Annotated in this window: 15 protein-coding genes and 1 pseudogene; 8 read left to right on the top strand and 8 right to left on the bottom strand. The window is 65.5% G+C overall.

Annotated elements, in window-relative coordinates; all coding sequences use genetic code 11:
- Nucleotides 1–169 precede the first annotated feature (169 nt).
- Together XarbCFBP7408_RS11330 and dcp are read left to right on the top strand one after the other, a co-directional pair.
- Entirely contained in the window at nt 170–1,180 is a 1,011-nt protein-coding gene (locus XarbCFBP7408_RS11330) for an isoaspartyl peptidase/L-asparaginase family protein (RefSeq protein ID WP_181106569.1), read from the top strand.
- Between the two features lie 271 nt (nt 1,181–1,451).
- A complete protein-coding gene (dcp, locus tag XarbCFBP7408_RS11325) occupies nt 1,452–3,635 on the top strand; it encodes a peptidyl-dipeptidase Dcp (RefSeq protein WP_181106571.1) in 2,184 nt (727 codons plus the stop codon).
- Between the two features lie 120 nt (nt 3,636–3,755).
- Here the strand turns inward: dcp and XarbCFBP7408_RS11320 are convergent.
- A pseudogene (locus XarbCFBP7408_RS11320) lies at nt 3,756–4,810 on the bottom strand (MBL fold metallo-hydrolase).
- A gap of 100 nt (nt 4,811–4,910) precedes the next feature.
- Between XarbCFBP7408_RS11320 and XarbCFBP7408_RS11315 the strand changes: the two are divergent.
- Complete coding sequence (locus XarbCFBP7408_RS11315) at nt 4,911–5,543, top strand: TetR/AcrR family transcriptional regulator (RefSeq protein WP_104563036.1); 633 nt, start codon at nt 4,911–4,913, stop codon at nt 5,541–5,543.
- A 73-nt stretch (nt 5,544–5,616) separates the two neighbouring features.
- Here the strand turns inward: XarbCFBP7408_RS11315 and XarbCFBP7408_RS11310 are convergent, their stop codons facing one another.
- Nucleotides 5,617–6,879: a cation:proton antiporter gene (locus XarbCFBP7408_RS11310; RefSeq protein WP_104563035.1), complete on the bottom strand. Its 1,263-nt coding sequence runs from the start codon at nt 6,877–6,879 to the stop codon at nt 5,617–5,619.
- Nucleotides 6,880–7,256: 377 nt separating this feature from the next.
- The gene (locus XarbCFBP7408_RS11305) at nt 7,257–8,213 is read right to left on the bottom strand and encodes a LysR family transcriptional regulator (RefSeq protein ID WP_104563034.1); all 957 of its coding nucleotides are present in this window, start codon (nt 8,211–8,213) and stop codon (nt 7,257–7,259) included.
- 119 nt (nt 8,214–8,332) lie between these two features.
- Between XarbCFBP7408_RS11305 and aceB the strand changes: the two genes are divergently transcribed.
- From aceB to XarbCFBP7408_RS11285, 4 genes are all read left to right on the top strand, one after another.
- A complete protein-coding gene (gene aceB / locus XarbCFBP7408_RS11300; protein ID WP_104563033.1) occupies nt 8,333–9,949 on the top strand; it encodes a malate synthase A in 1,617 nt (538 codons plus the stop codon).
- Nucleotides 9,950–10,127: 178 nt separating this feature from the next.
- Entirely contained in the window at nt 10,128–11,423 is a 1,296-nt protein-coding gene (aceA, locus tag XarbCFBP7408_RS11295; RefSeq protein WP_104563032.1) for an isocitrate lyase, read from the top strand.
- A gap of 312 nt (nt 11,424–11,735) precedes the next feature.
- On the top strand, nt 11,736–12,812 hold the full coding sequence (locus tag XarbCFBP7408_RS11290; protein ID WP_104563031.1) for a GGDEF domain-containing protein: 1,077 nt from the start codon (nt 11,736–11,738) through the stop codon (nt 12,810–12,812).
- 3 nt (nt 12,813–12,815) lie between these two features.
- Nucleotides 12,816–15,476: a putative peptide modification system cyclase gene (locus XarbCFBP7408_RS11285; protein ID WP_104563030.1), complete on the top strand. Its 2,661-nt coding sequence runs from the start codon at nt 12,816–12,818 to the stop codon at nt 15,474–15,476.
- Here the strand turns inward: XarbCFBP7408_RS11285 and XarbCFBP7408_RS11280 are convergent.
- Nucleotides 15,416–15,754, bottom strand: a complete 339-nt coding sequence (locus tag XarbCFBP7408_RS11280; protein ID WP_024939015.1) for an NHLP-related RiPP peptide — start codon at nt 15,752–15,754, stop codon at nt 15,416–15,418. The genes XarbCFBP7408_RS11285 and XarbCFBP7408_RS11280 overlap by 61 nt on opposite strands.
- Nucleotides 15,755–15,849: 95 nt before the next feature.
- Between XarbCFBP7408_RS11280 and XarbCFBP7408_RS11275 the strand changes: the two genes are divergently transcribed.
- Nucleotides 15,850–17,058, top strand: a complete 1,209-nt coding sequence (locus tag XarbCFBP7408_RS11275; protein WP_104563029.1) for a putative peptide maturation dehydrogenase — start codon at nt 15,850–15,852, stop codon at nt 17,056–17,058.
- Between the two features lie 149 nt (nt 17,059–17,207).
- Here the strand turns inward: XarbCFBP7408_RS11275 and XarbCFBP7408_RS11270 are convergent, their stop codons facing one another.
- The 4 genes from XarbCFBP7408_RS11270 to XarbCFBP7408_RS11255 all read right to left on the bottom strand — a co-directional run bounded on the left by XarbCFBP7408_RS11270 (nt 17,208) and on the right by XarbCFBP7408_RS11255 (nt 24,452).
- Nucleotides 17,208–19,295: a S9 family peptidase gene (locus tag XarbCFBP7408_RS11270; protein WP_104563028.1), complete on the bottom strand. Its 2,088-nt coding sequence runs from the start codon at nt 19,293–19,295 to the stop codon at nt 17,208–17,210.
- A gap of 102 nt (nt 19,296–19,397) precedes the next feature.
- Nucleotides 19,398–21,425, bottom strand: a complete 2,028-nt coding sequence (locus XarbCFBP7408_RS11265) for an acetyl/propionyl/methylcrotonyl-CoA carboxylase subunit alpha (protein WP_104563027.1) — start codon at nt 21,423–21,425, stop codon at nt 19,398–19,400.
- Nucleotides 21,426–21,667: 242 nt separating this feature from the next.
- Nucleotides 21,668–23,278: a carboxyl transferase domain-containing protein gene (locus tag XarbCFBP7408_RS11260; RefSeq protein WP_104563026.1), complete on the bottom strand. Its 1,611-nt coding sequence runs from the start codon at nt 23,276–23,278 to the stop codon at nt 21,668–21,670.
- A gap of 10 nt (nt 23,279–23,288) precedes the next feature.
- Nucleotides 23,289–24,452, bottom strand: coding sequence for an isovaleryl-CoA dehydrogenase (locus XarbCFBP7408_RS11255; RefSeq protein ID WP_104563025.1), 1,164 nt, complete (start codon nt 24,450–24,452; stop codon nt 23,289–23,291).
- Nucleotides 24,453–24,462: the final 10 nt, after the last annotated feature.

The following is a 24,462-nucleotide window of genomic DNA, read 5'->3' as shown; positions in this document are numbered from 1 at the left end:
ACGTCGCATCGATCTCCACTTGGCGTTGCTTTCGCTCGCATCCTCCATCATCTGCTTACGCCTTCTTCCTGGGTTTTGTTAGCCGCTCTAAGCCCGTATTCACCGATCAGACTTGCCTAGCTGCCCGGCATGGACGGTCACCTCAATCAATTGCAGCAGAGGAAATATCATGATCGCTTCGTCAGCGCGTGCGTTGTGCCTGTCGCTAGCGTTATGTAGTGGTCCCGCACTGGCGGCCACGTCGATGCTGGTGATCCACGGCGGCGCCGGGGTGGAAAAATCCAGCCTTTCCAGCGAGGAACAGGCGCAGGCGCGCGAGGCGATGCAACGCGCGCTGCGCGCAGGGCACGCGGTGCTGCAACGTGGCGGCACCGCGGTGGATGCAGTGGCCGCCACCATCACCGTGCTGGAGGATGCGCCGCAGTTCAACGCCGGGCGCGGCGCGGTGTTGACCCATGACGGCAAGAACGAACTGGATGCCGCGATCATGGACGGCGCCACCGGCAAGGCCGGGGCGATTGCCGGCGTGCACACGGTCAGGAACCCGATCCAGCTGGCGCGCAGCGTCATGGACCATTCCAAACACGTGATGCTGGTCGGCGACGGCGCCGAACACTTCGCGCGCGAGCAGGGCGTCACGTTGGTCGACCCCAGTTACTTCCGCACCGACAAGCGCTGGCAGCAACTGCAGAAAGCGCTCAAGGCCGAGGCCGGCGACCGCAAGGCGCAGGCCGAACTGGAGCTGGAAACCGCCAAGCATTTCGGCACCGTGGGCGCGCTGGCGCTGGATCGCGCGGGACACCTGGCCGCCGGCACCTCCACCGGCGGCATGACCAACAAGCGCTACGGCCGCGTCGGCGATGCGCCGATCATCGGCGCCGGCACCTACGCCAACAGCCAGTGCGCGGTGTCCGGCACCGGCTGGGGCGAGTTCTATATCCGCGCGGTGGCCGCCTACGACATCTGCGCACGCATGAAGTACGCCGGGCAGTCGTTGCAACAGGCCGCCGACACGGTGATCGACCAGCAGATTCCCAAGGCCGGCGGCGATGGCGGCGCCATCGCGCTGGACGCGCAGGGCAACGCCGCATTCCCGTTCAATACCGAAGGCATGTACCGCGGCTGGATCGGCGCCGACGGCACCCCGCACGTGGCGATCTTCAAGGACGAGACGCTTTGAGCGAGTGCCTTCTGGTCCGCCGCGCGCGGCAACCTCTTCGCTGATCCGCTGACGCGCTGCTCTCCCCTATCTCCCGCAAGCGGAAGGATTGCTTTCTGCCTTCTCCCGCTTGCGGGAGAAGGTGCCCGAAGGGCGGATGAGGGCGCGCACACCCATCGGTACCCCCCCCCCGCACGACGCCATTCAGCAATCCCCAGCCAACGGCACATGCCGGTGCTGCGCAAACCCGCTAGCGTGACCGGCTGCGCTACCCACTCAGGAATCACACGCCATGTCGCGTACCGTCGTTCTGGCCGCTGCCATCACCCTGGCACTGGCTGCTTGTTCTGGAAAAGATTCGTCCGGTAAGGAGTCCACCACCGTGCCCGAAAAGACCGCCACCACCCCGGCCGCGGATGCTGCGCCGAACCCGCTGCTGACCGCCAGCACGCTGCCGTTCCAGGCGCCGCCGTTCGACAAGATCAAGGACGCCGATTACCTGCCGGCCTTCGAAGAAGGCATGCGCCTGCACCTGGCCGAGATCCGCAAGATCGCCGACAACCCCGAAGCGCCCAGCTTCGACAACACCATCGAGGCGATGGAGCGCAGCGGCGAAACGCTCACGCGCGTGTCGCGCATCTTCTTCGGGCTGGTGCAGGCCGATACCAGCGATGCACGCCAGAAGATCCAGGAAGAGATCGCGCCCAAGCTGGCCGCGCACCAGGACGAGATCAATCTCGACCCGAAGCTGTTCGCACGCGTCAAGACGATCTACGACCAGCGCGACACGCTGAACCTGGAGCCGGAGCAGAAGCGTCTGGTCGAGCGCGACTACGAAGAGCTGGTGCGTGCCGGTGCGCAGCTGTCCGAGGCCGACAAGGCCAGCCTGCGCAAGCTCAATATCGAAGAAACCACGCTCTCCACCCAGTTCCATACCCGTCTGGTGGCCGCCTCGGCCGCCGGTGCGGTGGTGGTGGACGACAAGGCCAGGCTCGACGGCCTGAGCGAGGGCGACATCGCCGCCGCCGCCGATGCGGCCAAGGCGCGCAAGCTCGACGGCAAGTATCTGTTGACCCTGCAGAACACCACCCAGCAGCCGGTGCTGGCCTCGCTGAAGGACCGCCAGCTGCGCGCCGACGTGCTCAAGGCCTCGGAAACACGCGCGGAAAAGGGCGATGCCAACGACACCCGCCAGACCATCCAGCGCCTGGCGCAGCTGCGCGCACAAAAGGCCAAGCTGCTCGGCTTCGACAATTACGCCGCCTACAGCCTGGGCGACCAGATGGCCAAGACCCCGGACGCCGCGCTCAAGCTGCTGACCGACACCGTGCCGGCGGCCACTGCCAAGGCGCGCCGCGAAGTGGCCGAGATGCAGAAGGTGATCGACGCGCAGCATGCTGATTCAAAGACCGGCGACTTCAGACTCGCCGCCTCCGATTGGGATTTCTACGCCGAGCAGGTACGCAAGGCCAAGTACGACCTCGATGAGTCGCAGATCAAGCCGTATTTCGAACTGGACAACGTGCTGCAGAACGGCGTTTTCTACGCGGCCACGCAGCTGTACGGCATCACCTTCAAGCAGCGCACCGACATCCCGACCTATCACGCGGACATGAAGGTGTATGAAGTGTTCGACGCGGACGGCAGCTCGATGGCGCTGTTCTACACCGACTACTTCAAGCGCGACAGCAAGTCCGGCGGCGCCTGGATGGACGTGTTTGTCGAGCAGGACGGCCTCACCGGTGCCAAGCCGGTGGTCTACAACGTCTGCAACTTCACCAAGCCGGCCGCCGGCCAGCCGGCGCTGCTGAGCTTCGACGACGTCACCACCTTGTTCCATGAGTTCGGCCACGCGCTGCACGGCATGTTCTCCAAGGTGAAGTACCCCTCGATCGCCGGCACCAGCACCTCGCGCGACTTCGTCGAGTTCCCCTCGCAGTTCAACGAGCACTGGGCGTCCGATCCCAAGGTCTTCGCCAACTACGCCAAGCACTACCAGACCGGCGCGGCGATGCCGGCCGAGCTGGTGGAGAAGATCAAGAAGGCCAAGACCTTCAACAGCGGCTACGCCACCACCGAGTATCTGTCGGCGGCACTGCTGGATCTGGCCTGGCACACCCAGCCGGCCGACGCGCCGCTGCAGGACGTGAGCAAGTTCGAAGCCGACGCCTTGAAGCGCTTCAAGGTGGACCTGGCCGAAGTGCCGCCGCGTTATCGCAGCAGCTATTTCGACCACATCTGGGGCGGCGGTTATTCGGCCGGGTATTACGCCTACTTCTGGTCGGAAGTGCTCGACGACGACGCGTTCGAATGGTTCAAGGAAAACGGCGGCCTGACCCGCAAGAACGGCGACATCTTCCGCGCCAAGATCCTTTCGCGCGGCAATACCGTCGATCTGGCCACGCTGTACCGCGATTTTCGCGGCAAGGATCCCAGCGTCAAGGCGCTGCTGGACAATCGCGGTCTGACGGAGTGAGCGACCAGGCGATGCGCGTGCGTCGTTGGCGCATGCGTATGCAATAGCTGTCACCAGCAATCGAAACGGGATGGCCACGCGCCATCCCGTTTTTGTTTGTGGATGCGTGCACCGCACTGGCTAGCGCGGCGCCACCACCCCATCCGACGCCTGCGTCGCAGCCTCCTGACGCCACCAGCGCAGGCGATTGCCGGGCGCATCCAGGTCCACCCGCTCGCCCATGCGCGGTGTCGCCAGCGCAACGCCGGCGCTATCGGCCAAGGCCACGATCCGGTCCAGCGGTTCCTGCCACGCGTGCATGGCCAGGTCGAAGGTGCCGTTGTGGATCGGCAGCAGGGTCTGCCCGCCGACGTCCTGGTAGGCCTGCAGGCTCTGCTCCGGCTGCATGTGCACGTGCGGCCACTGCTGGTCGTAGGCGCCGTTTTCGATCAGCGCCACGTCGAACGGACCGAGCTGTTGCCCGATGGTCTTGAAGTGCGGGCCATAGCCGCCGTCGCCGCTGAAGAACACGCGCAGCTCGCGCTCCTGGATGACCCAGGAACACCACAGCGAACGCCCACTATCGAACAGGCCGCGCCCGGAAAAATGCTGCGACGGGGTGGCGGTGAGTTGCAGGCCATCGATGGTGAGCGTGTCCCACCAGTCCAGCTGGCGCACCTTGGCCGGGTCCACGCCCCAGCGCACCAGCAGATCGCCCACGCCCAGGGGCGCGACGAACACGCCGACGCGGTCGGCCAGGCACGGATGCTGGCGCGGTCGAGGTGGTCGTAATGGTTGTGCGACAGGATCACCCCGGCCAGCGGCGGCAGCTCGTCCAGCGCGATCGGTGGCGCATGGAAGCGCTTGGGTCCGGCAAACGGCACTGGCGAGGCGCGCCTGGAGAACACCGGGTCGGTCAGCCACAGGCCACCGGCCAGCTTCATCAGCACGGTGGAATGGCCCAGGCGATACAGGCTGCGATCGGGCGCGGCAAGCAGCTGCGCGCGTGTCAGCGGCTGTACCGGCAGCGGCACGGACGGTACCGTGGTGCTTGGCTTGTCGAAGAAGAACGTCCACATCAGACCGATCTGCTTGCGCAGGCTGAGCACGGTGGTCGGCAGCGGCACTGCATTGCGGAACCGGCCACCACGAAACTGCGGCGAATCGGCATAGGGCGAAGGACGAGAGGAAGCCATGAGGAGTCCGGGCGGGCAGGGGATGACAGCAGCAGGAAATTACACTGAGCAGTGTAGTTTCATTCGGCTGAAAGTAAACTGCACGGTGTAAAATGCTCCGATGTCGAGCGCATCTTCCCCCGAGCCCGCGCCGCAGCGGCTGACCGACCGCAAGCGCCACGCCATCGTCGAGGCGGCCATTGTCGCGTTCCGCCAGCATGGCTTCGAGGCCACCAGCATGGACCGCGTGGCGGCCACCGCGGGCGTCTCCAAGCGCACCGTCTACAACCATTTCCCCAGCAAGGACGTGCTGTTCGGCGAGATCCTGCGCGGGCTGTGGCAACGCAGCGCCGATGCGGTGAATCTTGCCTACCGGCCCGACCAGCCACTGCGCGCGCAGTTGATCCAGCTGCTGCAGCAGAAACTGCACCTGCTCGACGACCCGGCGTTTATCGACCTGTCGCGTGTCGCCATTGCCGAAGGCATCCATTCGCCCGAGCGCGCGCGCGCACTGGTCGCGCAATTGGGCAGCAAGGAAGAAGGCACCACCACCTGGGTGCGCGCCGCACTGGCCGACGGCCGGCTGGCGGGCGTGGAGCCGGAGGTCGGCGCGCAGCAACTGCAGGCACTGATCAAGGGCTTTGCGTTCTGGCCGCAGATCGCCATGGGCCAGCCGCCGCTGTCGCCGCAGCAACGCACCCAGGTGGCCGAATCGGCGGTGGCGATGTTCCTGGGTGTGTACGGACGCGAGTGAGGGCGTGGCGTTGCGCGTGCCGGCGCGACGTGCCTTGTCGACCGACGCCGCGCCGTGTTTCAGCGCTGCATCGTCAATGCGGCCAGTTACCCGCACCCAACCTGTTGGCATTGGCTACATGCCGGCCGCGTTGCAACCAGGCCACCATCGGCGAGGCCATCATCGTGGTCACCAGCGTCATGCCGAACAGCAGGGTGAACCGCGCCGGCCCGATCACGCCGCTTTCCAGGCCGATCTTGATCACCAGCAGTTCCATCAGGCCGCGCGCGTTCATCAGCGAACCCACGCTCAGGCTATCGCGCCAATCGTGGCCGCTCAGGCGCGCGCCCAGGGTGCAGCCGACCAGCTTGCCGGTCACCGCCACGCCGACCACCAACGCAAGGCCGGCCACACCTGCGCCGACCAACACGCCGGGGCTGGTGGCCTGGCCGGCGACCGCAAACAGCACCGGCATCAGCAAGCTGATCGCCAGGGGTTCGATGCGTCCGGCCAGGTGTTCCAGCAGGCGGTCATCGCGCGGCACGCAGATGCCGAACAGAAATGCGCCGAAGATCGCATGCAGGCCGATCCATTCCGCCGCTGCGGCGCAGGCCAGCACACCGATCAGCACCCACACCAGCGCAGTCGGCGCATAGCCTCCATCGCTTGCGCGCGGGGTGAGCACGCGCGCATACACCGGCTTCAACACGCCGAACACCACCGCAATCAGCACCAGCGCACCGGCCGCAGTGAATGCAACGCCGCCATGGCTGTTGCCGCCGGTCAGGGTGAGCACGATCGCCAGGAACATCCACACCGTGGCATCGTCGATCACCGCCGCGCCCAGGGCCAGGCGGCCGGCCGGCGTGCGGGTCATGTTGCGGTCCTTGAGGATGCGCGCCAGCACCGGAAACGCAGTCACCGACATCGCCGCGGCAATGAACAAGGCGAAGGGCCAGAAGCCGATGCCTTGCAGAGCAAAGCGCGCAAACAACCACGGTGCGGCGGCCAGCCCCAGCAGCAACGGCAGCACGATACCGGACAGCCCCACCAGTACTGACGCGCGCACCTGCGCAGTGGTGCCTTCCGGTGCACGCAACTCCACGCCGACGATGAACATGAAAAGCACCACGCCGATGTTGGCCAGGCCCGACAGTGGCGGCAAGCTGCTGGAGGCGAACAGCACACCATGCAACTCCGGCAGCCACGCGCCGAATGCGATCGGCCCCAACAGCAGGCCGGCGGCCATTTCGCCGATCACCGGCGGCTGCCCGAAGCGTTGCAGTAGCGCACCGCATGCACGCGCCGCGCCCAGGATCAGCGCCAACTGCACCAGCAACAGCATGGTCGGATTCATTGCGTCAGCCTTGGTTGGTTGAGTCGGCTCGCTCCCGCAGTGCGGGATGGCGGCGCATCTGGTCAGTGATCCCATGGGCTGATCAGCATGCGACATGCAGTCCCCACAGCATCGCCCCAGTCGATGACGACAACCACCGTGCAGTGACATCGAGCCGACATGATGCGGCAATGCGGCGTGGTTCGCGCCGCAGGCGGGAACCGTCGTCGGTGCTGCTTGTGTGCGCCTGCACGGCTTGATCGAACGACGCCTTCAACGGCAACCCGCATGTCGCACATGGCATCGCAGATGGAGAGCGCGTGGCGGCCTCATGCGCTGTTACTGGCGAGCAAGCTCAGGCGCGATGCGAACTCCCGCGCGCACAGCAGGCAGCAGACTCACCGCTCCGAATCGCCACTCTCGTCATACCCGCGCGGGGTGAACAGATCCGGCTGGATCAGCTCGATGAAGGCACGTGCCTGCGGCGACAGATACTTGCCCTTGCGCACCACCACGCCATAACTGCGGGTAGGGAAATAGTCCTTCAGCGAGCGGGTGGCGAGTCTGTCGCGATCGGCCTCGGTGACGCAGATCGCGGTGACGATGGAGATGCCCATGCCCATCGCCACGTACTGCTTGATCACCTCCCAGCCGCCCACCTCCAGCGCCACGGTGTAGGGCACGCGTGCCTGCTGGAAGATGAGATCGACCAGCCTGTAGGTCACCTGCCGGCGCGGCGGCAGGATCAGCGGATACGGCGACAGATCCTGCAGCGTCACCGAGGGCTTGCCGGCCAAGGGGTGGTCGGGCGGGGTGATCAGCAATTGTTCGAAGCGATACACCGGCGCGTAGTTGAGGTCGGCCGGCACGTCCAGCATCGAGCCGATCGCCAGGTCCACCGCATCTTCGCGCAGCAGGTCGGTGCCATCGGCGCTGATGGCGTTGTGCAGGGTCAGGCGCACGTCCGGGTGGCGCGCGCGGAAGTTCGCCACGATGCGCGGCAGCAGGTACAGGATGGTGGAGCTGTTGGCGGCGATATTGAGCTCGCCCGCATCCAGCCCGCGCACCTTCTCGCGAAAGCTCGCCTCCAGTCCGTCCAGGCTCTCCACCAGCGGCAGCGCCATGTCGTAGAGCAGCTGGCCCTCGCGGCTGGGCGCCATGCGCCGCCCCGAGCGTTCGAACAAGGCCACACCCAGTTCGCGTTCCAGCGCCTGCAGCTGCAGGCTCACCGCCGGCTGGCTCACGTATAGCGCCTCAGCTGCCCGTGAGACAGATCCCAGACGCACCGTCTGGCAGAACGCGCGCAGCGGTTTGAGCCGGTCGGATTTGTAGGAAAATCGCGGGGTTGGCGCCATCCGGATGTATTTTGAAGCCCAATATAAGTCAGGCTTATTTACAGCATTGATAAAACTGCTTTGTCAAATAGTTGCCATCGGAGCACGGTGCAGGTCCGGATGCACAAGGACTCCCCGACATGTCTGCCACCGCTTTTGCCCCACGCCCCACCGAACGCGCCACGCCCGGTCTGTCGCTGACCACGCAGATCGCAGGCCAGGCGGAACTGCTGCCGGCCGCCGCGCTGGCCTTGCTGGTGTCGCTGCACCGCGCGATCGAACCCGGCCGCCAGCAGCGCCTGGCCCAGCGGCGCGCCCGCCAGGCCGAGTTCGATGCCGGCCAGCTGCCGGACTTCCGCCCAGACACCCGCGCCATCCGCGATGGCGACTGGCGCGTCGCCGCACTGCCGTCGGCGCTGCAGGACCGCCGGGTGGAGATCACCGGCCCCACCGATCCGAAGATGGTCATCAACGCGCTGAACTCCGGCGCCAAGGTGTTCATGGCCGACTTCGAGGATTCCACCGCGCCGACCTGGCGCAACCTGCTGGCCGGCCAGCGCACGCTGGCCGCTGCGGTGCGCGGCGAGCTCAGCTTCGATGCGCCCAACGGCAAGCATTACGCGTTGCGCCCGGAAGCCGAGCGCGCGGTGTTGATCGTGCGCCCGCGCGGCTGGCATCTGGATGAGAAACACGTGCTCATCGATGGGCAGCCGCTGGCCGGCGGCCTGTTCGATGCGGCGGTGTTCGCCTTCCATAACGGCCGCGCGCTGCTGGCCAAGGACCGTGGCCCGTATCTGTATCTGCCCAAGTTGCAGAGCATGGAAGAAGCCGCGCTATGGGAGACCGCGCTGGCGCATATCGAAGCGATGCTCGGCCTGCCGCACGGGCAGATCAAGGTGACCGTGCTGATCGAAACGCTGCCGGCGGTGTTCGAGATGGACGAGATCCTGCACGCGCTGCGCGAGCGCATCGTCGGGCTCAATTGTGGCCGCTGGGACTACATCTTTTCGTATCTGAAAACCTTCCGCGCGCATCGCGACCGCGTGCTGCCCGAACGTGGCCAGGTCACCATGACCCAGCCCTTCCTCAAGGCCTATTCGGAACTGTTGATCAAGACCTGCCATCGCCGCGGCGCGCATGCGATGGGCGGCATGGCCGCGCAGATTCCGATCAATCACGATGAGGCCGCCAACGAGCAGGCGATGGCGCGCGTGCGTGCCGACAAGCTGCGCGAAGTCAGCGCCGGGCACGATGGCACCTGGGTGGCGCATCCGGCGTTGATTCCGGTGGCGATGAAGATCTTCGACGAACACATGCCCACCGCGCATCAGCAGCATGTCTTGCGCAACGACGTGCAGGTGACGCGCGACATGCTGATCGCGCCTTCGCCAGGCACCGTCACCCGCGCCGGGTTCGAAGGCAATGTCGAAGTCTGCGTGCGTTATCTGGCCGCCTGGCTGGACGGCAATGGATGCGTGCCCATCCACAACCTGATGGAAGACGCCGCCACTGCCGAGATCAGCCGCGCGCAGCTGTGGCAGTGGTTGCATCACGGCCAGCACCTGGACGACGGCACTGCGATCGATCAGCCCCTGTTGCAGGCCACGTTGCGTGCGCTGCCGGCACGCCTGGGCGCGACCGATGCACTGCCGGGCGCCGCGCGCATCGACGACGCCATTGCACTGCTGGACACGCTCAGCCGTGCCGATGCGCTGGCCGACTTCCTCACCGTGCCGGCATATCGCCTGATCGATTGAGCCAATGCTGCAGCGACACGCCAGCGCACGCGCGCTGTCGCTGCAATCCATCCACGTCATGCACCACACCGCCGGTTGCGCCCATACGCGCAACGACGGCCTTGCCATGCCCGGCGCGTATCAATGCGCCCCTTCCTTCCTCGTTGCATCCGTCGTATCCCTGCCAGGAGAACGCACCATGAGCAGCACACTGCAGACCGCCGAACAGATCCAGCAAGACTGGGCCAGCAACCCGCGCTGGGCTGGCATCACCCGCAACTACACCGCCGCCGACGTGGTGCGCTTGCGCGGCACCGTGCATGTCGAGCATTCGCTGGCGCGGCTGGGCGCGGACAAGTTGTGGAACGCGTTGCACGCCACGCCGTTCGTCAATGCGCTGGGCGCGTTGACCGGCAACCAGGCGATGCAGCAGGTCAAGGCCGGGTTGAAGGCGATCTACCTGTCCGGCTGGCAGGTCGCCGCCGATGCGAACCTGGCCGGGCAGATGTATCCGGACCAGTCGCTGTATCCGGCCGACTCGGTGCCGGCGGTGGTCAAGCGCATCAACAACACCTTGTTGCGTGCCGATCAACTGCATCACGCCGAAGGCAACGACGACATCGACTTCCTGCAGCCGATCGTGGCCGATGCCGAAGCCGGCTTTGGCGGCGTACTCAACGCCTTCGAGCTGATGAAGGCGATGATCGAGGCCGGCGCGGCCGGCGTGCACTTCGAGGATCAGCTGGCATCGGTGAAGAAATGCGGCCACATGGGCGGCAAGGTGCTGGTGCCCACCCGCGAGGCGATCGAAAAGTTGAACGCCGCACGTCTGGCGGCCGATGTGCTGGGCGTGCCCACGCTGCTGATCGCGCGCACCGATGCCGAGGCGGCCGATCTGATCACCAGCGATGTGGATGCCAACGACCAGCCGTTCACCACCGGGCAGCGCACCGTCGAAGGCTTCTTCAAGACCCGCAACGGGCTGGATCAGGCGATCAGCCGCGGTCTGGCCTATGCGCCGTACGCGGATCTGATCTGGTGCGAGACCGGTAAGCCGGATCTGGAGTTTGCGCGCGCCTTCGCACAAGCCATCCATGCCAGATTCCCCGGCAAGTTGCTGGCCTACAACTGCTCGCCGAGCTTCAACTGGAAGAAGAACCTGGACGACGCCACCATCGCCAGATTCCAGGCCGAGCTGGCGAGCTACGGCTACAAATTCCAGTTCATCACCCTGGCCGGCTTCCATGCCCTGAACTACGGCATGTTCAACCTGGCGCATGGCTACGCGCGTCGCCAGATGAGCGCCTTCGTCGAGCTGCAGCAGGCCGAGTTCGCGGCGGCCGAGATGGGCTTTACCGCGGTCAAGCATCAGCGCGAGGTGGGCACCGGCTATTTCGACGCGGTGACGCAGGCGATCCAGCAGGGCCAATCGTCCACCACCGCGCTGCGTGGCTCGACCGAGGAAGAGCAGTTTCACGGCGAAAAGGCCGCGTAACCCAGTGCACAGGCGCCGCGGATGCGTGCCGGCTGGCCGATGGTCGGCTCGGCGCCTGCGATCCTTAACCGCCGGCAGGCCCTGTCGGCGACGCAGCACAGCACTGGAGCGGTACGTGGTCTGGCAGAGATGATTGGCGGGCTCTGCCGGAAGTGGAAAGAAGGGCTCGGGAAACCGGGCCGATTTTTTTTGCCGATACCCGTCATTTCGTCTCACGTTTCATGAGATGGAGTGTGGCCTGGTGCTGAACAAAGCGCTCCTGTACGATGCCAGGGCAGGCCGGCGCTGCAGGTCGGTCTAAGGGATTTGGGAATGACGTGCCATAACACTGCCGGCGCAGTGGAGCCGACGGGGAGCGTTGCAAAGACGCTGTCGGATGGGCTGCATGCGCTGATGACTGCCGAAGAGCTGGCGTTTTTCGCCCGCTTCGGCCGCGCCCGCGAATTGGCTGCCGGCCAGGCGCTGTTCGAGCGCGGTGCAGTGGGCACGCAGATGTTCATCGTGGTCAGTGGCCAGATCGATCTGGATTTCGGCGAAGACCTGATGCTCAAGCACCTTGGTCCGGGCGAATTCTTCGGCGAACTTGGCCTGTTGATCGGCGACCATGCGCGCAGTGCCGGCGCCACTGCATCCACCGACACCCGTCTGATCGAACTGGCGCACGAGGACTTCCAGCGCCTGGTCGATCACGACCCGTCGATGGTGGCGCATTTCCTGCGCCGCTCCATCGTGCGTGTGGTCAATAACGAGCAGTTGCTGATCCGCCAGTTGCGTCGGCGCAACCACGACCTGGAAGCGGCGCTGGACAACCTCTACGTCACCTCGCACCAGCTCAACCACACCGAAGAACTCAGCCGCACCGACGAACTCACCGGCCTGCACAACCGCCGCGGGCTCGCCCTGCATCTGCAGGAATGCCGGCGCGCCGGCCACGTGCCCGGGGTGGGCCTGATCCTGATCGATTGCGACCGCTTCAAGCGCATCAACGACGAATTCGGCCATCTCGCTGGCGACCGCGTGCTGCAGAACGTCGCCCATGCGCTGCGTTCGGTGATCGCCGACGGTGATCTGGCCTGCCGGCTAGGCGGCGACGAATTCTGTGTGCTGGTCGCGCAGGGCACCCGGGAGCTGCTGCACCACATCGGCGAATGCATCGTGCGCGCAGTGGAAGCGCGGCTTTGCAACGGCCAGAGTGAGCAGGGCTGCTCGGTGAGCCTGGGCCTGTGCATGATCGATGCCGACGCGGCATGGAACGATTGGTACACGCTGGCCGACAGCGCGCTGTACGAAGCAAAGCGGCAAGGCGGCAATGTGCTGTGCATGCATGAAGCGCTGGGGTCGGGCAGCACGCAGCCACCCGGCAACGCAGCCACGTCGGACAATCGCTGAGCAATGAGCGCCCGTACCCACGCACGCAAGGATGCGTCGTCGGAAGCGATCCAGGCGCCGCGCTTGCGCACCTTGCTGCTGACCGACCTGTGCGACTCGACCGCGCTGGTCGAGCGCATCGGTGACAACGCCGCTGCCGCGCTGTTTCGCGAGCACGACCGGCTGGTGGTCAAACTGCAGCAGCAATGGCGTGGCCGGCTGATCGACCGCTCGGACGGATTGTTGCTGTTGTTCGATCGCCCCATCGACGGCCTGGGCTTTGCGCTGGATTACGCCCGTGGCCTCAAGGCGATGGGCGATGCCCGCGCGCTCACGCTGTGCGCGCGGCAGGGCCTTCACGTTGGCGAAGTGCTGACCTGGCGCAACAGCGACGAAGCGGTCAGCATCGGCGCCAAACCGCTGGAAGTCGAAGGCCTGGCCAAGCCCACCGCCGCACGCCTGATGTCGATGGCGCGACCCGGGCAGGTCCTGTTGTCGGCGGTGGCCGAGTCGTTGACCCACCGCGCTGCGCGCGAACTGGGCGAACGCGGCGAACGCATCCTGTGGAAATCCCACGGCCGCTGGCGCTTCAAGGGCGTGCCCACGCCGATGGAGATCTATGAGGTCGGCGAGATCGATGTCACGCCATTGCGCGCGCCGAAACATTCGCCGAAGGCATGGCGGGATATTCCGCTGTGGCGGCGGCCGGCGGCACTGTTGGCGGAAACTGCCTTGGTCGTCGCCGTGTGCGTGTCGGCGTGGTTTTTCACCCGTTCCGAGCCAGCCATTGCGTTCTCCGAACGTGGGTGGGTGGTGGTCGGAGATCTACGTAATCTCACCGGCAATACGTTGCTCGACAGTTCGCTCGACCAGGCGCTGCGCATCAGCCTGGAGCAGTCGCGCTACGTCAATGTCCTGAGTGAGATGAAAGTGCGCGACACCATGGCGCGGATGAAGCGCGATCCTGATCGCGTAATCGTCGATCGCGCGATCGCCTCGGAAGTGGCGCTGCGCGATGGTGCAAGCGCTGTGCTGCTGCCGACTGTCGCGGAGATTGGCGGCAAGCTTCGTTTCAGCGTTGAGTTGGTGGATCCGCGGACCCAGACCACGGTTTACTCGGAGTTTGTGCAAGGCGATGGCTTGCCATCGGCACTGTCCTCGGTGGATCAGGTGACCCGCAAGCTCAGGCAGGGGCTGGGTGAGGTGGTGGCCTCGATCGACAAGAATTCCGTGCCGTTACCCGCCGTGACCACGTCCAGCCTGGATGCGCTGCGGGCTTATGCCCTGGGGGTCGACGCAACGGCGAAAGGCCAATGGAAAGAAGGGCTGGAACTGTTCGAGCGCGCGGTGGCCATCGATCCGGAATTTGCGCTCGCGTATCTGGGGGCGGCACGCATCAAGGTGGCTATCTCCGATCGCCGTGGTGCGCTTCCGTACCTGGAGAAGGCAATTCGTTTCCGTCAGCGTTTGCCTGAGCGTGACCAGTTGTACATGGATGCATGGGCAGCCGAGTTGCTAGCACCCGACAAGGCATTGACGCTGTGGAGAACGCTGGCCTCGCTCTACCCGGACAATTTTGCCGGCACCGCGAACGCATCGTGGCACCTGTTCGTTGCCAATCGTTTTGCCGACGCGTTGCCGTACGCGCAGGCGGCCGATGTTCCGCAGGACCCGCTGCGCGCGATCGCGACCGATCGGGTTGGACGCATTTTGCTGGCACAGGGAAAGGCCGAAGCCGCACTGCAGCGCTTTGCCATTCCCGGCGATGCCGATCGCGCCGGCCCGCTGCGGCGCCAGGCGAACGCGCTTGCGGTGTTGAACCGCCATGTCGAAGCGAAGCAAACGCTCGACAGGATCATCGAGCAAGGCTATGCCAACGACGATGTGGTGCCATTGATCGATCGCACCAGCATCGCAATCGATCAGGCCGACTGGAGCGCTGCACGTGCAGCGATCGCACAAGGTCTGACGCGCAGCAAGCAAGGCGACGATTTCAACCGTCGCCAGTTCTCGGTCATTGCGGTGACAACCGATGCGTTGGTCGATCCGTCCCTGGCGACGGCGGCAGCGCTCAAGCCGACGTTCGATCGGCTGGTGTCGGCTGTCATTGACGACGGGTCGGCAACGGTAAACCTGCAGGACAATGCCGCGATGGTATTGATCCTCGCAAGCCAGGCGCAGCGGAGCGGCGATAACAGCCTCACCGCCCACGCGCTTGCGGCGATCAAGCCGGCGCTTGTGCATGAAACACCGGTGCTTGCCGACCTGCGCGCCATTGTCGAAGCCCAGCAGCTGGCACTGTCGGGCGACCGTGCAGCAGCCATCGCGCGCCTGCCGGTCAATGACGATGATCTTTTCCAGACACGCGTGACGCTGTACACGCTGTTGCACGACAGCGGTCGGCACGCTGAAGCGTTGCAACAGGCACGTTGGCTGCTTCTCCATCGCGGGCGTGCCTACATCGAAGCAAATGCGTCGCAAACGCTGCAGCCGCTCAATGTTGCCGATGCGCGTCTGGCCCAGCTCTGGATGGCCGAATCGCTGCACGCACTCGGCCGTAGCCAAGAGGCGCGCGAACAGGCCCAGGCATTTGCGCGCGCCTGGCCTTTACCGAGTCTGCCTGCTTACTTGCGTAACAGGGTCGAACGCATGCTGTCCGATTCGAAGGCGAAGATCACGGTGTGATTGGCCTTTTCGGTCAGGTAGCTCTGCAGCTCGGCGCGAGCCGCTGCAATGTCCTGCTTGGATGCGAGCTGATTGGTGTTCATGCAGTAATAAGCCTCTCCTACGCCGGGGACGGCGTTGTCCGCACTCACGCCAGGTGCGCCGATCTGGGCAAGCGCCTGCGCCGGATTGCATTGAAAGCAGTCGCGGAAGTCGTCATCGGTTGCCAGTAGCTCCAGCAGCTTGTCGGCTGTGGATGCATCAAACGGGAGATGGGTGTCATTGGCTGCGTCAGTCATGGTGTGGCTTGCCTGGAAGGTGAGGGAGTGTGCTGTCGTATGACGTGGGACCTGACACAATATCGACCGTACTCATGCGTCCTTGAGATGTTCCTATGCAAATTCGTCGCTGTACCACGTTGTTTTTTGAACTGCGCGACGATTCGGTGTTTGATCTTGCACGATTGCTTGCCGGGGGCGATGGCCTGCGTCGCCGCACACGATGGCTGGCGCTCGCGCCTCATCTTGAGGCGGAGGTGGAGGTTTCAGAGGAAGAGCGCGAATGGCTGGGCGAGTTGAGTTCCTCGCGCTGGCAGTCCATCGATCAGGTGCATCCGTTGCCAATCTGGGCGGAGCGTTTGATCGAGCAAGGTCTTGTGATCAGCGATCAACCACAACATGTTCAGCACCGCCGCAACGACGAGTGCGTGCAGCAGCAGCGCTGGTGGCCATTGGCTGCGTTGTGGCATCGATCCGCGCGCTGGAGTGGCGAAGACAGCGTGGCCACCATGGAAGCGCATGGCCTGACAACTGCAGAAGGCATGGTCGGCCGACTGGGCGCCCCCCCGGCAGAAATCGTAGACCGAGGCGAGGGTGGCGTCGAAGCGCGCATTGCCTTGCCGCGGTCAACCCCGGGCACGTTCGATGAGCTACTGTCGCGTCGCGTCACCTGTCGCAATTTCGATACGCAGCGTCCACTGTCATCCATCTTGCTCGGCCAGATGCTTGAGCGCAGCGTCATGGCAAGCGCGCGCATCGAAGTGGGGCACGACACCGCATTCTTGAAGAAGCCGGTACCGTCGGGGGGTAGTCTCCATCCCACCGAAACCTACTTGCTGGTCCAGCGTGTCGAGGGAATGACGAGCGGTCTCTATCACTATCGCCCTGTCGATCATGCTTTGCAGCCATTGCAGTCGCCATCGCAACCGCTGGTGGACTTCGCGCGTCGCGCCGTGTCCGGGCAGCACTGGTTTGCCGATGCGCCGGTGCTGGTGATCCTGGTACCGCGGTTTTTACGCAGCTTCTGGAAATATCGAAACCACGCCAAGGCCTACCGCGCGATGATTCTGGATGTCGGCCATATCGCGCAGACACTTTATCTGAGCGCAACCGACCTGGGGCTGGGAGCGTTTGTCACCTCGGCGATCAACGAGGTGGACATTGAACAGGCGCTTGGCCTGGACGGCCTGCAGGACGGCCCACTGGCCATCTGCGGATTCGGTTGGCGTGGCGAGGAAATGAACAGTACCGAGCTGGATCCCGGCGGGGCAGTGTGGCCGGCTGGTCGTGATCCAGAGGCGGCCAAGGACATCGGATCCCATTAGCGAGAGACCATCACACATCTTTCGATCTGGACCGCTTGGCGAGGGAAGTCAGGCATGCCGGCTAGTTGGAGAACCTGGCTACAACCGTCAGCACTCGTCGTTGCAGGCGAGCGCTGACGTCGATCCAAAGCAATCACTTCGCAATGGCGTTACCGCCGAATCGCCTGCGTATGCGCCTTCAACGCATCGCTCAGACCGTTCACCTTGTCGGCGCCTTCCGGCACGGTGATGCTGGAGCCTGTCAGGTCGTCGCCGATCGGTTGTACGCGGCCGCCCAGGCATTGGCCCAGGAACCCCTCGGTCACCGCGTTGAAGGCCTTGCTGTTTTCCGGGCGGCGGAAGCCGTGGCCTTCGTCGGGGAACAGCACGTAGGTGACCGGGATGTTCTTGGCCTTCATCGCGTTGACGATCTGGTCGCTCTCGGCCTGTTTGACGCGCGGGTCGTTGGCGCCCTGGCCGATCAGTAGCGGCTTGCTGATCTTGTCGACATGGCTGAGCGGGGAGCGCTCGGTCAGCCACTGCTTGCCGGCCTCGGTGGCCGGGTCGCCGATGCGTTTGGTCAGCTGCTTGTAGAAGCTGGCCCAGTACGGCGGCACGGTGCCGAGCAGGGTGTTGAGGTTGGCCGGGCCGACGATGTCCACCCCGCACTTGAACGCGTCCGGGGTAAAGGTCAGGCCGACCAGCGTGGCGTAGCCGCCGTAGCTGCCGCCCATGATCGCCACGTCCTCGGGCCTGGTCACGCCTTGCTTGACCGCCCATTGCACGGCGTCGAGCAGGTCGTCGTGCATCTTGCCGGCCCACTCGCCGTTGCCGGCATTGGTGAAGGCCTTGCCGAAGCCGGTGGAGCCACGGAAATTCACCGCCAGCACCGCATAGCCGCGATTGGCCAGCCACTGCTCATACGGCCCGTAGCCGTAGCTGTCGCGCCCCCATGGGCCACCATGCACGAACAGCACCAGCGGCACCGGCTTGTCGGCCTTGCCATCGTGATTGGCGTCGGCCTCGGCGGGCAGGGTGAGATAGCTGACCAGCTTGAGGCCGTCGCGCGCGGTCAGTTCCTGCGGCCACATCGGGACCAGCGGTTTGCCGTCGAGCGCGGGGCGGGCGGAGAACAATTTGGTCAGCTTGCCGCCGTCTGCACGGTCGTAACGGTAGTAGCTCAGCGGCGTCTCTGCCGCCGAATACCCCACGATCCAGATGCGATCGTCGAGCGTGCGTGCGGCAACGCTGGCATCGCCGCTGCCCAGCGACTTGAGCTTCTGCAGGTCGGCGGCAATGCTGGTGTCCAGCGCCTTCCACTCCTCGCGCAAGTAGTCGGTGGACACGGCCTGCACCACGCCGGTCCTGGGGTCGTCCAAGGTGGCGCCGACATCGGTGCGCGGGTTTTCGAACAGCAGCGTGCGCGCATTGCTGGCGGTGTCGATGGCATACAGCGCCGCGGTGTCGCGATTGCGCGAATCCTGCATGTACAGCGTCTTGCCGTCGTCGGTCAGTCCGTCGGGCGAGGTGTTGCTGACGTCCTCGAACGGGATGCGGTCCACGCTCTTCCAGCGCTTGCCGTCCGGCACCAGCAATTCTCTGCCGGCATCGTCGGTGGCGCGCGTGGCGTAGCGCAGCTGGTAGTTGCCGTCGAGCAGATAGGAAGCCAGGCTGTCGGTGTTCTGCTGCACCAGGCTGCGCTTGCCCGAGGCCAGGTCCACCCGATACAGGTCATGCCATTTGGGATCGCGGTCGTTCATGCCGACCATGATCGACTCGGGGTGCTGCGCGCTGACGCGATACACCTCGGCGTTGGTCTCCTTGAACGGGGTGAGGTCCTTGCTGCTGCCATCGCTCAGATTCACCGAGAACAGATGGAAGTCCTCGTCGCCGCCGTTGTCGCGCAGGTACAGCAGCGTGTTGGGTTGATAGGTCCAGAAATAATTGCGGATGCCGCGTGCGCTGTCCTTGGTGATCGCGCGCGCCTGATCCGGTGCATCCACCGGGGCGACCCAGACATTGAGCACGCCCTCCAGCGGCGCGACCCAGCTGAGGTATTTACCGTCCGGGCTGATGCTCACGTTCGCCCGTTCCGGGTTGCCGAACAGCGCCTCGCGGGTGATCAGTTCGGGTGGCGCCGCGGGTGCTTGCGCAGCGGCCGGGGCCGGCGTGGCAGCCTTGTCGGTGGTGGGCGCGGCGTTGTCGCTGCAGGCAGACAGCGCGAGCAGCATGCTGGAAACAAGAAGCAGGCGTTGCATGGACGTCTCCGGTCTGGGGCGCGGCCACTCCAGCCGCTGTCCCTACGCTAGGGCCAAGGCCGGCCGTTGCGGACGTGCCGTTGGTCACGCCGGCAGGTGCCGCTACGCAGACGCGGACATAAATTCCACCAACGCGACACCCTCGGCGACCAGCTCGCCCTCGGCCACCAGGTACGCCGCCACCGTGCCGTCGCCGGGCGCGTGCAAGGTGTGCTCCATCTTCATCGCTTCCAGCACCACCAGGGCCTGCCCGCGAGTGACCGACTGCCCCACCGGGGCGACCAGCGACACGATGCGGCCCGGCATTGGTGCGGTCAGGCCACCAGTGTCGTGCGCGGGCTGATCGGCTTCGGCCAGCGCGTCATGGTGGCGGAAGGTCGCCCGCTGCGTGGCATCGCGCAATGTCAGGGTGTGGCCGTCGCGCAGGACCTGCATGCGCCATTGCCGGCCATCCATTTCCACGCGCAGTGCGTCGCCCTGCTGGTGGTAGCGCAGCGTGTGGGTGTCGCCGGCAGTCGTGACCTGCCAGCCATCGCCAAGCGGGCGCACGCCGAACTGACGGCGCTCGCCTGCGGCCTCCAGCGTCATGCGGTGCGCCGCATGCGCGCCGATGCGCCAGCCATCGGTGTGCCGCCATGGCGAAAACGGGTCGGCCGGATCGGCGGCAGCCTTCGGCAACGCATCGGCAATCAACGCCGCCGCCAGGCACCACCAGGCATCGGCCGGACTGACCGCCTCGGGAAACAACGCGGCCTGCTCGCGTTCGATCAGCGCGGTATCCAGATCGGCAGACGCAAACGACGCCGTGCCGATCAGGCGCGCGAGGAACGCGCTGTTGGTGGTGACGCCCACCGCATGGAATTGCGCCAGCGCCTCGCGCATGCGTGCCAGTGCCGCGGGGCGATCCACCTCCCATACGATCAGCTTGGCGATCATCGGGTCGTAGTAGGGGCTGATGCTGTCGCCTTGCTCCACCCCGGCATCGATGCGTACATGCGCGCCGGCTGCGGGAAACTGCAGCTGCCGCAACGTGCCGGTCGACGGCAGAAAGCCGCGGTCGGCATCTTCGGCATACAGGCGCGCTTCCAGCGCGTGGCCGTGGATGCGCAGGTCCTGCTGACGCAGCGGCAACGGCTCGCCCGCGGCGACACGCAATTGCCACTCGACCAGATCGGTGCCGGTGATCAACTCGGTCACCGGGTGTTCGACCTGCAGCCGGGTGTTCATTTCCATGAAATAGAAATCGCCATCCGGGCCGGCGATGAACTCCACCGTGCCGGCACCGACATAACCCACGGCGCGCGCGGCATCCACGGCGGCCTTGCCCATCGCGGCGCGGCGTTGTTCGCTCATGCCGGGAGCAGGCGCCTCTTCCAGCACTTTCTGATGCCGGCGTTGCACCGAACAATCGCGTTCGAACAGGTAGACGACCTCGCCCCGGGTATCGCCAAATACCTGGATCTCGATATGACGCGGCCGCTCGACGTATTTTTCCACCAGCACCTGCGCATTGCCGAAAGCCGATTGCGCTTCGCGCTGGCAGCTGGCCAAGGCCTCTTCGAAGGCCGTGCTGGTATCCACCCGGCGCATGCCCTTGCCGCCGCCGCCGGCGCTGGCCTTGATCAGCACCGGATAGCCGATCGCATCGGCCTGCGCGCGCAGGAAGGCCGGTGCCTGTTCGTCGCCGTGGTAGCCCGGCGTCAGCGGCACGCCGGCGCGTTGCATCAGCGCCTTGGCCGCACTCTTGTCGCCCATGGCGCGGATGGCTGCCGCCGGCGGGCCGATGAACACGATGCCGGCCTGCGCGCAGGCATCGGCAAACGCCGCGTTTTCCGACAGGAAGCCATAGCCGGGATGGATCGCCTGCGCACCGCTTGCGCGTGCCGCCTCCAGGATCGCATCGCCACGCAGATAACTCTGCTGCGCCGGTGCGGCGCCGAGATGGATCGCCTCATCGGCCAGCCGCACATGCCGCGCATCGCGGTCGGCATCCGAATATACCGCCACGGTCGCGATGCCGAGCTTGCGACAGGTGGCGATGACCCGGCACGCGATCTCGCCGCGATTGGCGATCAGGATCTTGTCGAAATAGGGCGGTCTTGCTGCGGTAGTGAGTTCGCGCTGGGTCATGACGAAGTTCTCTGCACGCCGCCATGCTGGCGGGCACTGCGATGGAAAGACGGTTGCATGGATTGCGCGGCACGCCGTGCGGTGGCAGCTGACGCCGCTGCGCCCCAGCGCGATGCGCTACTCGACGCAGGCAACGCGCCCGGCCTCATGCAATGCTCCAGACGACACGCAACACCTTGCTTGCAGATGCGTGTGCACCGCAAGACAGCCAAGAGCAACACCTGCAAGCGGACATCACCACCTCACATCCGGAACACGCCGAAGCGTGTTGTCTCGATCGGTGCATTCACTGCGGCCGACAGTCCCAGCCCCAGCACGCGACGGGTATCGGCCGGGTCGATGATGCCGTCGTCCCACAAGCGTGCACTGGCGTAATACGGATGCCCCTGCTGCTCGAACTGCGCACGGATCGGCGCCTTGAATGCAGCTTCCTCTTCGCCCGACCAGGCGCCCCCCTTGGCTTCGATCCCGTCGCGGCGCACGCTGGCCAATACGCTGGCGGCCTGCTCGCCGCCCATCACGCCGATGCGCGCATTCGGCCACATCCACAGGAAGTTCGGCGAGTATGCGCGGCCGCACATGCCGTAATTGCCGGCACCGAACGAGCCGCCGATCACCACGGTGAACTTGGGCACCTTGGCGCATGCCACCGCCATCACCAGCTTGGCGCCGTCCTTGGCGATGCCGCCATGTTCGTACTTGCGCCCGACCATGAAGCCGGTGATGTTCTGCAGGAACACCAGCGGAATGCCGCGTTGCGTGCACAGCTCGATGAAGTGCGCACCCTTGAGCGCGGATTCGGAAAACAGGATGCCGTTGTTGGCGATGATGCCCACCGGGTAGCCGTGCAGATGCGCAAAGCCGGTGACCAGGGTGCTGCCGTAGCGCGGCTTGAATTCGTCCAGCTGCGAGTCGTCGACGATGCGGGCGATCACCTCGCGCACATCGAAGGGCTTGCGCGTATCGGCGGGAATCACGCCATACAGTTCGTCGGCGATGTAGCGCGGCGGCAGCGGTGCCTGCAGTGCCAGCGATGCAGGCGGCTTGCGCCAGTTGAGCTGCGCGATGATGGCGCGCACGCGCGCCAGGGCCTGCAGATCGTTGTCGGCAACGTGGTCGGCCACGCCGGAGATGCGCGTATGCACATCCGCACCGCCGAGTTCTTCGGCACTGACCTCTTCGCCGGTGGCCGCCTTGACCAGTGGTGGGCCGCCGAGAAAGATCGTGCCCTGCTCGCGCACGATCACCGTCTCATCGCTCATCGCCGGCACGTAGGCGCCGCCGGCGGTGCACGAGCCCATCACGCAGGCGATCTGCGGGATGCCGTTGGCCGAGAGATTGGCCTGGTTGTAGAAGATGCGCCCGAAGTGATCGCGGTCGGGAAAGACCTCATCCTGCAGCGGCAGGAACGCGCCGCCGGAATCGACCAGGTAGATGCACGGCAAGCGGTTCTGCTGCGCGATTTCCTGCGCGCGCAGATGCTTCTTCACCGTCATCGGGTAATAGGTGCCGCCCTTGACGGTGGCATCGTTGGCCACGATCACGCATTCCACCCCGGACACGCGCCCGATACCGGCCACCACGCCGGCGCACGGCACCTGATCGTCGTACATGCCGTGCGCGGCCAACGGCGCGATTTCCAGCAAGGCGCTGCCCGGATCCAGCAAGGCATCGATGCGCTCGCGTACCAGCAGCTTGCCGCGTGCGCTGTGCTTGGCGCGCGCGGCGGCGCTGCCGCCCAGCGCGGTCTGCGCCAGCGTGCGGCGCAGATCCTCGACCAGGGTGCGCATCGCGGCAGCGTTTTGTTGGAAGCTCTCGCCGCTGACCTGCAGCTGGCTGGTGATCGCGCTCATGGTGGCTCCGTCAGGCGGTGCGTTCGAACAGCTCGCGGCCGATCAACATGCGTCGGATCTCCGAGGTGCCCGCGCCGATTTCGTACAGCTTGGCATCGCGCCACAGGCGCCCGGTGGGGTAGTCGTTGATGTAGCCGTTGCCGCCCAGCACCTGGATCGCCTGGCCGGTGAGCCAGGTGGCCTTTTCGGCGGCGTAGAGAATCGCGCCGGCCGCATCCTGGCGCGTGGTCAGCCCGGCATCGCAGGCGCGCGCCACCGCATACACATACGCGCGGCAGGCGTTGAGCCCGACGTACATGTCGGCCAGCTTGGCCTGCATCAACTGGAAGCTGCCGATCGGCGCGCCGAACTGCTTGCGCTCGTGCACGTACGGCAGCACCACGTCCATCGCCGCGGCCATCAAGCCCAGCGGGCCACCGGCCAGCACCACACGTTCGAAATCCAGCCCGGACATCAGCACGCGCACGCCGCCGTTGAGCGTGCCCAGCACGTTTTCGGCCGGTACTTCGCAGTCGGTGAAGACCAGCTCGCAGGTGTTGGAGCCGCGCATGCCCAGCTTGTCGAGTTTCTGCGCGGTGGAGAATCCCGGCATGCCCTTCTCGACGATGAAGGCGGTGATGCCGCGTGCGCCGGCCTCCGGGTCGGTCTTGGCGTACACCACCAGCACATCGGCGTCCGGGCCGTTGGTGATCCACATCTTGCTGCCGTTGAGCACATAGCGGTCGCCGCGCGCATCGGCGCGCAGCTTCATCGACACCACATCCGAGCCGGAGCCGGCCTCGCTCATCGCCAGCGCGCCGACATGCTCGCCGCTGCACAACCTGGGCAGGTAACGCTGCTTCTGTTCCGGCGTGGCGTTCTTGCGCAGCTGATTGAGGCACAGGTTGGAATGCGCGCCGTAGGACAGGCCGATGGCCCCGCCGGCCCGCGAGATCTCTTCCATCGCCACCACATGGGCCAGGTAGCCCATGCCGCTGCCGCCGTACTCTTCTTCCACGGTCAAGCCGAGCAGGCCTTGCTCGCCGAACAGGCGCCACAGCTGGGCAGGGAAGACATTGTCCTGGTCGGCCGCGGCGGCGAGCGGGGCAATATGGTGGCTGGCGAAGGCCGCCACGCTTTCGCGCAGCAGATCGATGTCTTCGCCAAGCGCAAAATTCAGGGACGGCACGTGCATGGAGCGACTC

It is taken from the genome of Xanthomonas arboricola pv. guizotiae, assembly GCF_002940205.1.
In the GTDB taxonomy this organism is placed as follows: Bacteria; Pseudomonadota; Gammaproteobacteria; order Xanthomonadales; family Xanthomonadaceae; genus Xanthomonas; species Xanthomonas arboricola_C.
Note: the sequence above shows the minus strand (reverse complement) of the source record. Positions and strands in the feature narration are given on the sequence as shown.

What these genes read in the sequence shown, in the direction of transcription:
- XarbCFBP7408_RS11330 (WP_181106569.1), top strand. Translation starts at nt 170, where the DNA reads ATGATCGCTTCGTCAGCGCGTGCGTTGTGCCTGTCGCTAGCGTTATGT.
- dcp (WP_181106571.1), top strand. Translation starts at nt 1,452, where the DNA reads ATGTCGCGTACCGTCGTTCTGGCCGCTGCCATCACCCTGGCACTGGCT.
- XarbCFBP7408_RS11315 (WP_104563036.1), top strand. Translation starts at nt 4,911, where the DNA reads ATGTCGAGCGCATCTTCCCCCGAGCCCGCGCCGCAGCGGCTGACCGAC.
- XarbCFBP7408_RS11310 (WP_104563035.1), bottom strand. Translation starts at nt 6,879, where the DNA reads ATGAATCCGACCATGCTGTTGCTGGTGCAGTTGGCGCTGATCCTGGGC.
- XarbCFBP7408_RS11305 (WP_104563034.1), bottom strand. Translation starts at nt 8,213, where the DNA reads ATGGCGCCAACCCCGCGATTTTCCTACAAATCCGACCGGCTCAAACCG.
- aceB (WP_104563033.1), top strand. Translation starts at nt 8,333, where the DNA reads ATGTCTGCCACCGCTTTTGCCCCACGCCCCACCGAACGCGCCACGCCC.
- aceA (WP_104563032.1), top strand. Translation starts at nt 10,128, where the DNA reads ATGAGCAGCACACTGCAGACCGCCGAACAGATCCAGCAAGACTGGGCC.
- XarbCFBP7408_RS11290 (WP_104563031.1), top strand. Translation starts at nt 11,736, where the DNA reads ATGACGTGCCATAACACTGCCGGCGCAGTGGAGCCGACGGGGAGCGTT.
- XarbCFBP7408_RS11285 (WP_104563030.1), top strand. Translation starts at nt 12,816, where the DNA reads ATGAGCGCCCGTACCCACGCACGCAAGGATGCGTCGTCGGAAGCGATC.
- XarbCFBP7408_RS11280 (WP_024939015.1), bottom strand. Translation starts at nt 15,754, where the DNA reads ATGACTGACGCAGCCAATGACACCCATCTCCCGTTTGATGCATCCACA.
- XarbCFBP7408_RS11275 (WP_104563029.1), top strand. Translation starts at nt 15,850, where the DNA reads ATGCAAATTCGTCGCTGTACCACGTTGTTTTTTGAACTGCGCGACGAT.
- XarbCFBP7408_RS11270 (WP_104563028.1), bottom strand. Translation starts at nt 19,295, where the DNA reads ATGCAACGCCTGCTTCTTGTTTCCAGCATGCTGCTCGCGCTGTCTGCC.
- XarbCFBP7408_RS11265 (WP_104563027.1), bottom strand. Translation starts at nt 21,425, where the DNA reads ATGACCCAGCGCGAACTCACTACCGCAGCAAGACCGCCCTATTTCGAC.
- XarbCFBP7408_RS11260 (WP_104563026.1), bottom strand. Translation starts at nt 23,278, where the DNA reads ATGAGCGCGATCACCAGCCAGCTGCAGGTCAGCGGCGAGAGCTTCCAA.
- XarbCFBP7408_RS11255 (WP_104563025.1), bottom strand. Translation starts at nt 24,452, where the DNA reads ATGCACGTGCCGTCCCTGAATTTTGCGCTTGGCGAAGACATCGATCTG.